General features: G+C 55.3%; 12 protein-coding genes. 4 read left to right on the top strand and 8 right to left on the bottom strand.

Features of this window, described 5'->3' with window-relative positions; genetic code table 11:
* Positions 1-9 precede the first annotated feature (9 nt).
* Positions 10-1650, bottom strand: a complete 1641-nt coding sequence (locus MW898_RS04840; protein WP_248905059.1) for a uracil-xanthine permease family protein — start codon at positions 1648-1650, stop codon at positions 10-12.
* Positions 1651-1831: 181 nt separating this feature from the next.
* Between MW898_RS04840 and MW898_RS04835 the strand changes: the two genes are divergently transcribed.
* Complete coding sequence (locus MW898_RS04835) at positions 1832-3721, top strand: CocE/NonD family hydrolase (RefSeq protein WP_248905058.1); 1890 nt, start codon at positions 1832-1834, stop codon at positions 3719-3721.
* A 30-nt stretch (positions 3722-3751) separates the two neighbouring features.
* Here the strand turns inward: MW898_RS04835 and codB are convergent, their stop codons facing one another.
* The gene (gene codB / locus MW898_RS04830; protein WP_248905057.1) at positions 3752-5143 is read right to left on the bottom strand and encodes a cytosine permease; all 1392 of its coding nucleotides are present in this window, start codon (positions 5141-5143) and stop codon (positions 3752-3754) included.
* Positions 5144-5231: 88 nt separating this feature from the next.
* Between codB and MW898_RS04825 the strand changes: the two genes are divergently transcribed.
* The 3 genes from MW898_RS04825 to MW898_RS04815 all read left to right on the top strand — a co-directional run bounded on the left by MW898_RS04825 (position 5232) and on the right by MW898_RS04815 (position 8098).
* The gene (locus tag MW898_RS04825; protein ID WP_248905056.1) at positions 5232-6518 is read left to right on the top strand and encodes a cytosine deaminase; all 1287 of its coding nucleotides are present in this window, start codon (positions 5232-5234) and stop codon (positions 6516-6518) included.
* Positions 6519-6692: 174 nt separating this feature from the next.
* Positions 6693-7598: an FAD binding domain-containing protein gene (locus MW898_RS04820; protein WP_248905055.1), complete on the top strand. Its 906-nt coding sequence runs from the start codon at positions 6693-6695 to the stop codon at positions 7596-7598.
* Positions 7595-8098 (top strand): SRPBCC family protein, encoded by a 504-nt coding sequence (locus tag MW898_RS04815; RefSeq protein ID WP_248905054.1) that lies wholly within the window; start codon positions 7595-7597, stop codon positions 8096-8098. The genes MW898_RS04820 and MW898_RS04815 overlap by 4 nt, the downstream gene beginning before the upstream one ends.
* Positions 8099-8154: 56 nt before the next feature.
* Here MW898_RS04815 and MW898_RS04810 read toward each other — a convergent pair whose 3' ends face one another.
* From MW898_RS04810 to MW898_RS04785, 6 genes are all read right to left on the bottom strand, one after another.
* Positions 8155-10641, bottom strand: coding sequence for a xanthine dehydrogenase family protein molybdopterin-binding subunit (locus MW898_RS04810; RefSeq protein ID WP_248905053.1), 2487 nt, complete (start codon positions 10639-10641; stop codon positions 8155-8157).
* Positions 10641-11156, bottom strand: coding sequence for a (2Fe-2S)-binding protein (locus MW898_RS04805; protein WP_248905052.1), 516 nt, complete (start codon positions 11154-11156; stop codon positions 10641-10643). The genes MW898_RS04810 and MW898_RS04805 overlap by 1 nt, the downstream gene beginning before the upstream one ends.
* 86 nt (positions 11157-11242) lie before the next feature.
* Positions 11243-12454, bottom strand: coding sequence for a CaiB/BaiF CoA transferase family protein (locus MW898_RS04800; protein ID WP_248905051.1), 1212 nt, complete (start codon positions 12452-12454; stop codon positions 11243-11245).
* A 304-nt stretch (positions 12455-12758) separates the two neighbouring features.
* Complete coding sequence (locus MW898_RS04795; protein WP_248905050.1) at positions 12759-12956, bottom strand: DUF7331 family protein; 198 nt, start codon at positions 12954-12956, stop codon at positions 12759-12761.
* 341 nt (positions 12957-13297) lie between these two features.
* A complete protein-coding gene (locus tag MW898_RS04790) occupies positions 13298-14062 on the bottom strand; it encodes a cyclase family protein (RefSeq protein WP_264383105.1) in 765 nt (254 codons plus the stop codon).
* Between the two features lie 41 nt (positions 14063-14103).
* Positions 14104-14865, bottom strand: coding sequence for an IclR family transcriptional regulator (locus MW898_RS04785; protein WP_248905046.1), 762 nt, complete (start codon positions 14863-14865; stop codon positions 14104-14106).
* Positions 14866-15810: the final 945 nt, after the last annotated feature.

Below are 15810 nucleotides of genomic sequence, written 5' to 3'. Positions count from 1 at the left end.
CGACGAGAGTCAGTCTGCTCCTGTCGGGGTGGTCTCATCATCGCTGCTGCGCCATCGCTGCAAGAACGATTGGAACTCGCTGTCGTCTTCGGTGATCTTCTCCCATTCGGCGAGACCACGTTCCTCACGGGTACCATCGATAGTGTTGTCGAGGAAGAACGCAACAATGCCACCGACGGCCATTCCAGTCGATCCGATAACGAAGAGTGTGGTTGCGATGACGTCTGATCCGAGAATTGGTCCGATGAGTGCAACCTGACTCAGTCCTTGTTGGAACACGGTCGATGCGCCAGCGTCGACACCCTGACCGATATTACTCATGTATGCCGGAACAGCGAGTCCAGAGAAGAGAGCAAATCCGATGATGAATACGTTGCGATTGTTGTCGAGGTCAACGTACTTCAACTGTGAGAGACCGACAGCCGCAATTTGACCGAACATGACGATGTACAGTCCGCCAATAATGGGGGCAGGGATGGTCGCAAACAGTTGTCCAACCGGGCCCAGGTAGCCAACAATGATCATGACGATGGCTCCAATCTGAACGACATAGCGCGAGGCAACGCCCGTGATACCGATCGCACCGACGTTCTCGGTGTACGAGGTGGAACCGTTTCCTGTTCCCATGACACCAGCGAGGGTGTTTCCGATTCCTTCCATTCCGATGCCGTAATCGATCCTCCGGGGACTCGGTGCGCCGCGACCGGCCATGCGCGCAACGGAGTGATAATCACCGAACGACTCGATCACGGAGGCCAGCATTCCTGCGATCATACCGATGGCAAACGCCAATTCGAACCGGGGAACTCCCCATTGGAAGGGATACACCGGCTGGATGAGCGACGCAGACAGCACTGATCCAAGATCGACGAAGCTCGTCGAATCAGCCGAGAAAACGCCACCCACCGAAAGGACTGTAGCGATAATCCACGCAGCAGAGATGCCGAGGAGAACCGGGAACAGTCGAAACGCACGCGAGTACTGATCGAGATACTGCGAGAACAGGATGATAAGCGCCAGCGTCAGCCCGAGAAGCCACCAGTTCTGTCCCGTTCCGGGGGCACTGAAGTTTGGATCTACGATCTGTGGCGCGTTGAACAGCGAGAGTCCGATGAGCGCAATAACCGGGGCAATGACGACTGGACCCATGTGCTGTTTTATCCATCCCATGACGCCAGTGTATCCGATTACGATCTCCGTGAGGCCAGCGACAATAACTGCCCCCTGTAAATAGAGGAGCATTGTCTGCCAGTCAGCGCCCTGTGTTCCAAGGACGCCGATGATTGCGAGAGCCGGTGCGAGCATCGAGAACGTTCCGCCCTGTACGATTGGGTATCGATTACCGAGGATCGTCTGACCGAGCGTTGCGATTCCCGAAACAATAAAGAACGTACCAATGAGGCGCCCGACCTGTTCCGGAGCAGCCTCCAACATTCCCAATGCACCCGCGAGTGCAAGCGGGATCGCTACCGTCGCGCCAATCATCGTCAGGTAATGCTGGAAACCGAGGAATATCGATTCTGCCAGCGGTGGCTTGTCCTCAATACCATACTCGACGAACTCTGACTCCTCTATCGGACCGATTGCATCATCATCCGAAGAATCCGTGTCTACTGTGTCATCCTCATTGTGTTGTCCATTATCATCCATTCTTATCTCCTCTGAAAGTATGCGTCCTGTCGTGCCGTGATATGTGTGACGGTGACAACCACGCCTACCACCACAGTAGGAGAACGACGAGATAAACGTACCGCAAATTTTGTGTTCCAAATAACGTTCATTAAACGAGACGGAGGGGAACCTTTTTGCCGGTTGTCAGGCTGCATGCTGTATGAGCACGGAGTCGAGCTATGGTGTTCGTGCCGAACTGAACGTACCTGTCGAGATGCGCGATGGAACGCGACTCGCAACAGACATCTATCGACCGGCTGATCGAGAGACTGGCGAGCCGATCGATACACCGAAGCCGGCACTGTTAGACCGGACGCCCTACAACAAGCGTGGCAGACTGGAGCGACACGGGGAGTGGTACGCCAAACGAGGATACGTCGTCGCAATTCAGGACTGTCGCGGTCGCTTCGAGAGCGAGGGGGAGTATTATATTTTCATAGACGAAGCCGAGGACGGCTACGACACGGTCGAATGGCTCGCTGACCGCGATTACTGTGATGGACAGGTCGGTACCTTCGGTACCTCCTACGGAGCGTGGGTCCAGAGCGCACTCGCAACGCAGGATCCGCCCCATCTCGAAGCGATGTTCATCAATCAGGGAGCTGCTAATGGTCGACACGCAACGTTTAGACACAACGGTGCGTTCGAACTCAGGTGGCTCTGTTGGGCGTTGACGCTCGGGGGTGGATTCGCCAAACGCGCGCTCGAGAATGAAGATATCCAACAGCTCCTCGCCAATGTCGATGTCCGCGACGTGCTCGCGGACAGTCCCATCCGCCCCGGCCAATCGCCACTTCGTCACATCCCGAACTACGAGGAGTGGGTGTTCGATATCATGACCAGCGGTTCGGCAAGCGACGAACTCTGGCAGTCCGCTGGTATCAATTTCGAGCGATACTACGACGAACTGGCCGACGTTCCGACCGTCTACAGCGGAGCGTGGTACGACTCGTACACCAAGGCGACCTGTGACAACTTTGACTCTCTCTCTGGTCGAAAGAGCGCCGATCAGTTCCTTCTGATGGGGCCGTGGACTCACGGATGGAACTCGTACCCGCTCCCGTCGTGGAACAAATCGTACTCCGGCGAGGTGGCATTCGGGGAGAAAGCAGTACGCGATTATCAAGAGACTCGACTCCGCTTTTTCGATCACTACCTGAAAGGGAAAGGGACGTGGAGCGACCAGCCGACAGTTCAGTATTTCCGAATGGGAACCGGTGATGGCCGACAGACTGGCAACAACCAACTCTTCCACGGCGGGGAGTGGGACGCTGCCGACGAGTGGCCTCCAAGCGATGTCGAGTACACGACGTACTACGCACACCACGACGGAACGCTATCGACCGACAAGCCGTCCGAGAGCGGAGGCACGACGAGCTACGAGTTCGATCCGAAAAATCCAGTGCCGACGATCGGTGGCAACTGCTCGTCGTACATTACGTACGAGCCGCGTGAAGAGAATCTCCTCGAATATCCGCTGTCAGAACGGAAACTCTTCGACATCACTGGACGGGGCGGATACGACCAACGCACTCGGGAGGACACATTTGGTGCAAACGAGCCCTACGGCCCACTAGAGCAGCGCGACGATGTGCTCGTCTTTCGGACACCACCGCTAACGGATCGTGTGGAGATCACCGGACCCATCCGAGTCAGCGTATACGGTGCGACGGACGCACCGGACACGGATTTCACGGCTAAACTGATCGACGAATATCCACCAAATCAGGCGTTCCCGAACGGGTTTGCGCTCAACCTCTCTGACACGATTTGTCGTGCCCGTTATCGCGGCTACCGTGATGAGCCGGATTTCATCACCCCTGGCGAAGTGTACGAATTCTACATGGAGCCGTATCCAACTGCGAACGTGTTCGAACCCGGCCACCGCATCCGACTCGACATCTCCTCGTCAAACTTCCCCCGATTCGACGTGAACCACAATACGGGAGGCCCACTCTACGGAGACAGAGAGTATCGTGCTGCGACCAATACGGTCCACCACAACGCCGATCATCCGACCCAGATCGAACTCCCAGTGCGAGAAGTCTGAGCAACGACTGAAACGGTCCGCAGAATCGAATTATTCGCTTTCGCAGTAGTTGGCGTCGCTGTCGACAGTGTGGCTCGCAACAAGGCCGCGCCCCTCGAAGAGGGAGAAGAAGAGGACGTGAAGAATTGCCCCAGCGAGAAGACCGTTGAGTGAGCTCATTCCGGGTAACAGTTGTGGGACAGCAACACCGGGGAGAAGCGAGCCAGCCGTAACCATAGCGATACCACACCCGAAGAGATAGGCGGTGACGGCACTCGTTCGGAGATTCGTGAACTCGACATCCTCCATTCGAGGAATCTTCATCCGCCAACAGAACAAGAAATCAGCGATGATAACCCCACCAAGGGGCGGAATGTACTGTCCGAGGAGCGACAAATAAGGAATGAGTGCATCAGCGACACCGAGGAGTGCGAGAGCAATACCGATGATGCCTCCCGCGAGCACGAACGGTCGTTTCCGTTCGTATTCGAACGCTTCGCTGCCCGCAACTCCGAACGCGTATGCAGCGTTGTCGTTGGTCGTCCAAATGTTGAGTACGAGCGCCACGAGTCCAACCCCTGCAAGCCCCTGTGCAGCAAGGACTTCGTAAAGATCACCAGCCGGCGTAACGCTGTACGCTGCACCGCCGACCGCACCGCTGACGAACAGAAATCCATTTCCGAGCAAGAAAGCAATGAGACCAGCCCAGAATGCGACCCGTTTGTTCGCCGCGAATCGCGCCCAGTTGGGTGCCTGTGTTCCACCACTGATGAAGGTGCCAATGACGACGGTAACAGCCGCGCCGAAGGTCATCTCTGTCGATCCACCAGCGAATAGACCGTCGATTCCACCGGAGTCTTGTACAGCAATCCCCATTGAGAGCAACCCGATGCACACGAGTGCTGGGACGGCGATCATCGAGAGGAGTTCCATGCCGTCGTAACCGACGTACGCAGTCGCAAGATGGAGTGTTCCCCATACGAGCGTAAGGAAAGCAACCCACTGCGGTGCGTTGACACCGAAGAACTTCGCGGTCGGGATGGCGACCATCGGAATCGTCACCCCGAACCACCCGATTTGTGTTCCACCAAGCAACAGATCCGCCCACTTCGCACCGCGCCGACCGAACGTATAGCGTGCAAGCAGTACCGTCGTCAACCCCGCTTTTGCCGCGATTGCACAAAGGACCGCGACGTAGACAGCGAGAATGGCGTAGCCGACACCCATCGCGGCGAGTGTCGTCGAAAGACCCAGTGCAGCCCCTACGTCGGCGCCAGCCCAGAGCGTTCCGGCGAAAAAGACGAATCCTAACAGCACCGCCGAAATACTCAGAAGACTTTTGCGTTCGCTTCTTGGAACGTGATCAACTGGCCAGTCCGGATCCGCCAATCCCTCGTCACCGAAGACGAGTTGACGAATGAGGCCCTTGGTACTTGAACTCATGATGTAGAAAGTACACATTTTGCGTGTGACATAAATCTACCGGAGGCCCCAGCAGTACCACTAAATGGGTTGCCCAACTGCGTGAGATATGGCACGCTATCTCGTTACAGACGCGGTTCGGCTAAACGGTGACCGGATCGATGTGGCGATCGAGAACGGGCGTATTGCGTCGGTTCGGCCCGCGGGAACGGCCGATACCAGCGCCTACGCAGCTGATCGACGCCACGATGCGGGAGGACGTCTCGTCACTCCGTCACTGACCGAGCCACACATCCATCTCGATGCGACGCTCACCGCTGGCACTCCGTCGTGGAACGAATCAGGAACACTCTCCGAGGGGATCGCAGTTTGGGCCGATCGCAAGGAGTCGCTCACCATCGACGGCGTGAAAGCGCGCGCAGAACGGACGGTCGAGTGGCTGGCAAGCCATGGCATCACCCGTGTCCGTACCCACGCAGACACCACCGAGGAGACGCTGACCGGCGTCGAGGCGCTGTTAGAACTGCGCGAGGAGGTATCTGACGTAGTTGATCTTCAGGTAGTCGCCTTCCCACAGGACGGACTCCTCACGCGTGAGGAACACGAAGATCTGTTCCGAGACGCTGTCGAAATGGGCGTCGATGTCATCGGTGCAATCCCGCACAACGAGTACACCCGCGAGGATGGCGTTACCTCTGTTGAGATAGCCGTCGAAGCCGCCGAACGCTACGATCTGCCGCTCGATCTTCACATCGACGAGACCGACGATCCGCAGTCTCGCTTCACAGAGGTGCTCGCTAGCGAGGCACTCAAGCGCGACATCGGTGACCGAACGACCGCCAGTCATGCGACGGCTATGCACTCGTACTCGAACGCGTACGCCGACAAACTCATCTCGCTGCTGGCCGAGAGCGGTGTGAGCGTCCTCACTAATCCGCCGGACAACGCAGTGTTGCAGGGACGACACGACGATTACCCACGACGTCGGGGACACACTCGCATCGATCAGTTGCGGGACGCCGGGGTGACCGTTGGAATCGGTCACGACTCGGTCATGGACCCGTGGTATCACTACGGCGTTGGTGATCAACTCGATGCTGCGTACGTCTTGCTCCACTACGCTCATATGAGTGGCCATGCCGATGTCTCCTCACTCTGGGAAATGCTAACTGCTGCGAACGCCGAAATAGTCGGTGTTGATGATTATGGAGTAACACCGGGCTGTGAAGGGTCACTGGTCGTCTACGACGCTCTCGATCCGTTCGATGCGCTCCGTCGACGTGCTCCCCGAACACTCGTTCTCAACCGTGGGCGACCTATCTCTCGTACTGATCCCGCAACGACGACGGTCATCCGTGAGAGCGGCGATCGAACTGTCAATTTTACGCGTGAATGATAATCAGTATCGTCCCATCTGGTACATCAATACCACCCAACTGGATCAGTCGATCCAGCAATTTACGGCAACACTTATATCCGCGGTGAAACTATCGTGACGTTGTGTCCGCATGAGTAACGCTATCAATTGGACTGGGGTATTTCGTTCGGAAAGCAGTAGAGGGAGAAGCCGATGAAGCCCGCTCCCTTCCAGTATCACCGGCCCACTACTATCGAGGAAACGACAACACTCCTCGAGACGCACCGGCACGACGCCGAGTTGATGGCGGGTAATCAATCACTTGGCATCATCATGGCAAACCGGCTCGCGACGCCGAATCATATTATCGATATTAATGATCTCGAAGAGATCGAGTACATCGACGTAACTGAGTCGTCAGTCGAGATCGGATCTTTGGTGCGCCACCGAACGATCGAGAATTCGGCCGAACTCAAAGCGACGTTGCCGCTGTTTCCGCAAGCAGCGGAGCAAATCGCCGGGCCGAGCGTCCGCAACCGTGGAACGCTCGGGGGGAGCATCGGTGAAGCTGACCCAGCAGGTAACTATCCAACGGTTCTCACAGCGCTCGATGGCGACCTTCACGTCACCTCTGTTGACGGCAGCAGAACCGTTCCAGCCACGGAGTATTTCATTGCGTATATGTTCACTGACCTCGGCGAAGATGAACTCATCACCGGTGTCTCCATTGGACGAGACCCGTTTCCAGCCGACAGAACGGGGATGGCGTTTCTCGAACAGAAAGCAGCCGCCCAGACGTGGCCGACGATTAGCGCGGCAACTGCGATTCGAGTCGACAATCCGAAAGCGTCCGAGCCGGTCGTCGAAGAAGCTCGTGTTGCACTGGCGAACGCCGCAGACATTCCGCTCCGTGTCACAGAAGCTGAAGCGTCTATTCAAGGCGAGCCGCTGACCGATGAGAGTTTATCAGCTGCTGCTGGCGCCGCTATCGACGCCGCCCAACCAGAGGGTGAGATGCACGCTGATGCGGAGTACAAACGAGAACTGGCCGGCGAGTACACTCGACGCTCGCTCGAAACGTCCTACGAACGTGCCACTACTACTCAAACTGACCAATGATGGAATTCGAAGGTGAATTTACGTCGAACCATTCGCGCGAAGAGCTTTGGAACTATTTCACAGACCCCGATATTCTGACGGCCTGTGCCCCTGGGTGTGACGAAATCGTAATGGAGTCACCCTCAGAACTTGCGGCAGTCATCTCCGTTGGTGTTGGCAGCGTTAAGCCGACATTCGATGTCGACATGGTCGTCACACAGGCGGATGAGCCGGAAACGCTGAGAATGGAGGTTGGTGGTAATGCTACTCGTAACTCCTTCGACGCTGTTGCAGAGATGAATCTCCACAGCAATGGCGACGATACGACCACAGCGCACTGGAGTGCGCAAACGAACGTATCGGGTCTCATCGCAAGCATGGGACAGCGCGCACTCGGCAGCGTCTCGACGCGCCTCGTGAACAATTTCTTCGAGGATCTCGAAGCAAAGGCTGATGAGGGTGTTTCTGCGGAGTCACAGCTCCAAGCCAAGGAAGGAGCCGAAGCGTCGATAGACGACTAACGCAGCCAGCAATCGTGACGAAGCGCACAGAATAGAATCAAATATAACGAACCTGATTACTGATCGTTCGTTGCTTCAGCTTCACGGATGCGCCGTCGGAGACGGTTCGGCGTCATCGGGATACGGTCGGCAACGACATCGAGCGGTTCGAGGGCCTGATTGATCGAAGAGGCAATGCTAGCAGGAGCATCGATCATTCCCCCTTCGCCGGTTCCTTTTGCGCCTGTCGCAGTGAACGGTGATGGTGTCTCGGAGTGTTGCATCTCGATGTTGGGGACGTTCTTAATCGAGGGGAGGAGGTAATCGAAGAACGTCACTGCCTGTGGCTGTCCTGATTCATCGTAGCCAAACTCTTCCATGAGCGCAGCGCCGATTCCCTGTGCAATCCCACCGTGGGCTTGTCCCTCTACAATGACAGGATTCAGCTGGGTGCCACAGTCACGGAGCGTGTAGAACTTCAGAATATCCACTTCGCCGGTCTTTGTATCGACTTCGACGATTGGTGCGTTGACCGCGAACGCTGCCGTCGGATAAACTGGGTATTTCGCTGTCAGTGCCGTATCGAACGCCTCGCGTGTTGTCGCTGGATGGTCGTAGTCGTACCTCGCACGGGTGAGTCGCTCGCCCTCGCTGCGATTCGCAACGTCGATAGCAACGAGATCAGAGAGCGCAAGGCGTTCGTTGGTGTCGATTCGTTCGACAGCACCGTCACGATAGCTGACCGTATCGAGATCGAGATCCCACTCCTCGGCCGCTAGCTGACAAAGGTTCGACTGCATCCTCTCACCGAGTCCCTGTGTTGCACCAGAGAGCATCACCGCCATTCGTGAGGCAGCGCTGCCGTATACCGTCGGAGCAGCGCCACTGTCGAGGTACTCAACCTCGATATCACTCGGGAGGATCTCCAGTTCGTCGGCGAGTAACTGTGTGACAAGCGTCTGATGGCCCTGCCCCGAGGAGTCAGCCGCGAGAAACGCTCGAACGGTGCCATCTTCGGTGATTTCCGCGCGTAGATGCTCTGGTAGTTCATTCACTGCATCGCGGTCGCGCGTTGCCAGCGCCTCCCGGTCGCTTCGCTGACGGTCAGTCCAGTCGGAGCCACTCACACCCGGTTCGATGTGAAGCGTGTAGCTGACACCTCTGTAACGCCCGTCTGCACGCTGTGCTTCGATGGTCTCGGGATCGAGTAGGCCACCATCAACGCGCTCAGTTGCTTCGACGTGGTCGCGGAGATGATTGAGTGCCGCTGGGTAATCTCCCGAGTCGTAGATGTTGTGCGATGGGATCTCGTACGGCATCGCATCTGGCTCGATAAGATTCTGCTGTCGGAACGAGACGGGATCGATGCCAAGCTCACGAGCCGCTTCATCGACGATCATCTCGATCGCGTACAGATGCGGTGGAACGCCGAAGCCACGGTAGGCCGTCTGGGATGTCTTGTTCGTCATCACCAGATCGTAGCGATAGCGAACGTCCTGAATATCGTATGAGTCTGTGAGTACAGAGAGTGGCTTGAGTGTCTGATTCACTGGATACCGCGGCCACGCGCCGAAATCATCGACGAATTGTACGTCGAGCCCACGAATGGTCCCGTCGTCGTCACACGCCAGCCGAACCGAATACTCGCGCTGGGTCGAATGCATGTCCCCTCCTTGCAGGTTCTCGACGCGGTCTTCGACGAACTTCACCGGTCGTCCGTCGAGCTGCTGACTGGCCATTGCTGCCAAGCTGCAGTATCGGTGGATAGCAATCTTCGTTCCGAAACTTCCACCGACATCTGCAGGCACGTCGAGCACGACTCGCTCTGGGGGGTACCCGAGTGTCTCATATACGGTGTCATCAACCAGCGTGTGCAGTTGGATGTTGCAGTCGATGTGGAACGAATCGGCATCAGGGTCGTACTCGGCAACGACGCCCGCTGTCTCCAGTGGGACTCCCGAGATGCGCCCCCACGAGTACTCCCGTTCGATGACGGTGTCGGCCTCAGAGAATGCCTCATCAACAGCACCGAAGACGAACTCCTCACCGTCGGGAACGTTCGTTCCAATATCGTCGTGGATGATCGTTTCGTCTTCGAGAGCGTCCAAGGGATCGACGACAGGATCGAGCGTTTCATACGCCACGTCGATCTCGTCGATGATGTCTTCGGCAACGTACCGATCAGTTGCAACGACGGCTGCCACAGGCTCACCGACGAATCGTACCGTATCGACCGCGAGTGACCATTCTTCGAATCCCTTTAATCCACAGGGCATTGGATGGTACTCGGCCTGCAGGTCCTCGCTGGTGAGGACGAGTTCACAATCCGGGTGATTCTCAGCAGCGCTCGTATCGATCGATTCGATTCTCGCGTGAGCGTGTGTCGTCCGCAATAGCGCCATGTGGAGGCAGTCCTCTGGCGTGATGTCGTGGATGTACTGGGCCTCTCCAGTGAGGATGCGACGGTCCTCGATCCGTTCGAGTCCGGTGCCAGTGAACGTCTCTCCTTCGTCGCCCGCATCCGGATGTGACTCGGGACGAGCATCAGTTCCTGTTCCCGACATCAGTCCTCATCCTCTTGTGTGTATTCGGCTGCTCGATGGACGGCGTCGTAGATGTTCTGATAACCGGTGCAGCGACAGATGTTGTCAGCCAGTCCCGCTTGGATCGCTTCGTCCGTCGGATGATCAGTTTCTTTGAGCAGGCTTCGCGTCGCCATCACGAATCCACTCGTGCAGAAGCCACACTGGAGGGCGTGTTCTTCGTGAAACGCCTGCTGAACTGGACCGAGTTCACCGTCATCGGCGAGTCCTTCGACAGTGAGGAGGTCACTTCCGTCGGCCTGAACCGCATAGACGAGACAGCTCTTTACGACCGCATCATCCATACTGACAGTACACGCACCACAGACACCGTGTTCACAGCCGACGCGGACACTGCGGAGGTCACGATAGTTTCGGAGGAAATCCGAAAGCTTCAGACGCGGTTCGACTTCTGCGGAGACTGTTTCGCCGTTTACCGTCAGCGAAATCTCTCGTACTGGTCGTTCCGAATCACTCTCGGACGTTTCTATGCTCATGCGTATTCCGAGTGAGGGTGTTTACCATGATAAAAGTTTCCGCAGGCTTCGGGAGATGGTGGTCCCAACCGAGTCAACAAACAGATTCAGTCTGACTGATTGGTGCGACCAATTGCTCCTACTTCGAATAGTCGTTCAATAGCCGCCTCCTCGTAGCCGAGTTCACGGAACACGTCTCGCGTGTGTTCTCCCAGACGGGGTGGTGGGGATCGGAAACCACTCGTTGCGTGTTGGAAGTTGAGTGGATGTTCGATAGCAGGAATTTCACGTTCGCCGTCTGAAAGGGTCGTCATAACGTCCCGTGCTTCGGTTTGTTCGTTGTACAGTGCGTCTTCTACGCCTTGCACAGGCGCGGCCGGAACGCCGGCCTCGACAAAGATTTCCAGCCACTCGTTGGTCGTCCACTTGGTCAGTGTCTGTTCGATTTCGTCTTCTAGAATTGCCATCGATTCGACGCGGTCAGCATTCGTAACGAACCGCTCGTCCTCGATTAGATCCTCGCGTTCGATGGCCATACAGAACGCTCGCCAGAGCTTTCGGTTGAGACAAGCAACGTTGATGTGTCCGTCTGCTGTCTGGAACATTTGGTACGGTGCGAGTACTGGATCCTTCGTTCCCATTCGTTGTGGACGATCGTCGGCGAACACCTTCCCCGCTTGTTTGGTGAGCCACGGTACGGTTGCATCGAGCATCCCGAGGTCGATGTAATCTCCTTCACCAGTCTGTCTGCGCTGGTACAGTGCCGAGACGATGCCAAACGCAGCCCACATTCCGGTTACGAGATCGGTCATTGGAAGACCAACTTTCGCCGGCTGACCATCTGGCTCACCGGTCACATCCATGATACCGCTTAGACCTTGCACCAGCAGGTCGTATCCCGGTCGCTGTCGCCACGGCCCCGACTGTCCGAATGCAGAGATATCGCAATAGACGATATCCTCGTTCTCAGCCACGATACGGTCGTAGTCGACTCCGAGTCGTTCAGCAGTCCCTGGTCGAAAGTTCTGGATGAACACGTCGGCTTCGGCAGCAAGATCATACAGTGCCGCGAGTGCCTCTTCCGATTTCAAGTTCAATTCAACGCTTCGCTTATCGTAGTTCACTGTCCAATAGTATGGTGATTCGCCATCAACAAACGGCGGTCCGGACTGACGAATGTCATCACCGGTTCCGGGACGCTCGATCTTTATTACGTCAGCTCCCTGATTGGCCAGCATCAGCGAGCAAAAACCACCAGTCACAAATGTTGAGAGATCAAGGATGCGCACACCATCGAGTATGTATCCACCGCGTTCCATAGAAATATCTCGTGCGCCGTGACGTAAAAAATGTTACCCCATCGCATGATACAGCCGCTGTATGACGTGATAATGACATAGCATGCTACAGAAATCAGGCAGACACGGTCGTGTTATCTGACACACGACGGCGGGACGGTTGCTCACCGCACCCGAACATCCGGGCAGTTTTGGACTGTCATTAGATGCCGATATCTCTACTACGACACGCCCACGTCATCCGATCGCCGGGCAAGTCACTACCGCACGTTGCTATGCGCTCCCCACTGATGGCATCCACACTCTGGATAGATGCACCAGTGAGCTACTCTCGAACGGGGACCGATCCGTTTGACTTGAGCCAAGCGTTCGGATTTTCAAGGTCGTAGACGAGGATACAGTTTCTCCCAGTTTCGATGCTAGCGTACTGGCCGGAGTGATCTGTGTCCAAGTCCGATGTAGCGTCAGTCATTGGGTCGTTGTGTGTAACCGTTAGTTGTCGGAGCGTGCGACTCGAGATCATCCACGGAGGATGCTTGGAACGTTACGATTGTCGTTCCGGGATCGAAACCACATCCGTCGTTCTCTCGAATACTCCGATGTACCTACCAACGGGCACAGTACTATAACCATTTCGCATAATAGAATTTTCATTACATAATTTAATTGTTATTTATGGTAGGAGTTAATCAGACGGGTTGTATGACCGCAATAGCAGATTATTGGTATGCGACAGCGAGAAGGTCTATGAGCTGAGAAGAGAACAGCAGGTCACAGATCCCGTCCACCAGGATGGACAACCGTCGTTACTGAGTGGGAGTTGAATGTACCAAAGCGGAAACGAAGTCCCAGTCCAAAAGGAGATTAGGCTTCCTTGAATGCGACACAGCGACAGACACTGCTCTCGCCACCGCGGAAGCGCCATGGGAACGTTCCGATCTGGACGCGTTCGTTGAGTAGTTCTTCGGGAACCTCCGCATTCTCCACGTGGACGATACCCTCGGGGAACAGGTCGGTGTGCATCAACTGATATCCCTCTGGCGGGAAGATTTCATCAAGGTCGTCGACACCGAGGTGGTCGGCTGCCTCTTCAGCGAGCTCTGGTCGAACATCGCGGACGACCGTGTTCATTGGGTGGTCTGCGCTCCCACAATCGAGGATGAGATAGTTGAGGTTCTTCTCAAGACACCAGTCGGCGAACTCTTGGTTTGGTCCTGGATGTGTACAGAAGAATCGGTGCGGGTCAGCGTCCTCACGGTGCCACGCGTACTCCTGAAAGCCGGTATGGATGAAGAGGATATCACCCTCTCGAACGTCAACGACATCCTCGATCATCTCGCTCGTGTAGATGTCGTAATCACCGACAACATCAGAGATGTCTGCGATGACGGCATCGCCGACGAGTTCGTCCAGCGGCATACTCTCGATGTCACGGCCGCTTCCAACGAAGTGCTTCTCGCCGTCCAGGTGGGTCCCTGTATGGTTCATGAACTCGATCTTCTGTCCGTTCACCTTTTCGGTGTCGAGACTCTTCTCGTACCATACTTTGGGGTTGTCGTACGTCGGCCAAGCCGGGGTGTCCTGAGACCACGGCTGCGTCAGGTCGTACATTTCATAGCCGTCCAACATGCACTTCACCACTCGAAGTCAATATACAAAAACCCGTTCGTTTACTGGTAGGCGATATTAAGTTCTAGCTCGTTGGTCACGCCGAGGAGGAGCGACGGGAGGTCGTTCTCGAATCGCTCGCCTTCCATTCGGTTGAGCGGACCAGAGATGCTCAATCCACCAATTACCTCATCGTTCGGCCCGGTCACCGGTGCACCGATAGCCCGGAGTCCCTCGATGACGCCTTGGTCGTTGATACTGTAACCTCGCTCGCGCGCTTTGTGCAATTCCTCATCGAGAGTTTCTCGATCGGCGATTGTTTTCGGGGTGAGTCGAACCAGACCGTGTCGGGAAACGATTTCGTCGACGGCATCAGAGCCCACCTTAGAGAGAATAGCAAGCCCCGCCGCACTAGCGTGGATCGGGACTCGCTTTCCAGGATAGGTGTCGGCCTCAACTGCGTGTTGTCCCGATTGTTGGAAGACGTACACGGCTCGCCCGTGTTCTTCGACCATGAACTGAACTCGCTCATCGGTCTGTTCGGCCAGCGCCTCTACCTTCTCTCTGATGAGTTGATACTCTGTGTGCCGTCGCCGCGTAAACTCGCCGAAGTCGAGAAATCGAAGACTCAATCGATAGCTCCCGTCGTCGCTGACAACGTACTCGCGGCTTTCGAGCGTCTTGAGGTGTCTGTGGGCTGTGCTTTTCGTGAATCCAAGATCGGTTGCAATCGTCGAAAGACTAGATTTCCCGTTTTCTCGGAGATACTCCAGTGTATCAAACGCCTTGTCAACCGAGGCGATCGTTCCGTTGTATTCGGTCATACTCACCTGTATGATGTACACCCATTTAATGTCCCGTATTACGGGATAGTGTGTGTGCGTGTTTGATCATGATCGCTGTCGAGGAGCCATCTACTGAGAAGGAATATTGAAATCTTCCGATTTCATAATACGGGATATGAATTTGGCTCGAGATCACAAATTGGTTCTTCCGAACGATTGTCGCGACAGTCGTTCGAATGATTTGTTAGAGTAGTATCCCATAGCTCACCAACTCAGACTGTGATACTGGCTGCGATTCGGAAGCGCGATGGACAGAGTAACAGAGTGCCAGATCTCCAGTCATCCCACCATGTGGAATTCAAACGTCATCGCAGCGTTGATCTTTAAAGTCATGGTTACAGTAGTACGGTTGTAATGCAAATTCGGCTCGCAGCGGACGGACGGAGAAGAGCGAGTGAAATATAGCCATTCGTAGAGATCCGGTTGCTCACTGGCCATCCCATCATACGGGATGGGAACAATAGACTCCGTTTCGTCGTCCTATCGGCACTGATGAATACTCAAGTGTGATTGGTGACGACGATGGGTGACGTACAGTTACGGGTACGTGTAGCACACTGTCTTGGCGATAACACACAATGTTTTACTAGTACAATTCACTAATGCGTTACCCACCATGATCAATTGGTACAGTGCTTATCTCGTATAGACTGAGACAGTAAAAGTAGATTCTTATTTGGCTATTGTACTATATCCAGATATAATCCAAGAAATCGTATTCCACCATCTTTCTAAACTTCCCGTACCAATAGTGAGATTGATCTGATAAATATCATCTATCCATACGATTACTACAGTTAGACGTCTGGAAAAATTCAAAATGAATTGTATAACACTAGCATAGTGGTTAGATCAGTGGTTATTGCTCGGTGTTCTGCAAAAATGAGTTCAACGGTAATACTGTATAGTGCATGGTGTACGGGA

It is taken from the genome of Halocatena marina, from assembly GCF_023276375.1.
Lineage (GTDB): Archaea > Halobacteriota > Halobacteria > Halobacteriales > Haloarculaceae > Halocatena > Halocatena marina.
The sequence above is the reverse complement of the archived record's forward strand: the minus strand, read 5'-3'. Positions and strand labels throughout refer to the sequence as shown.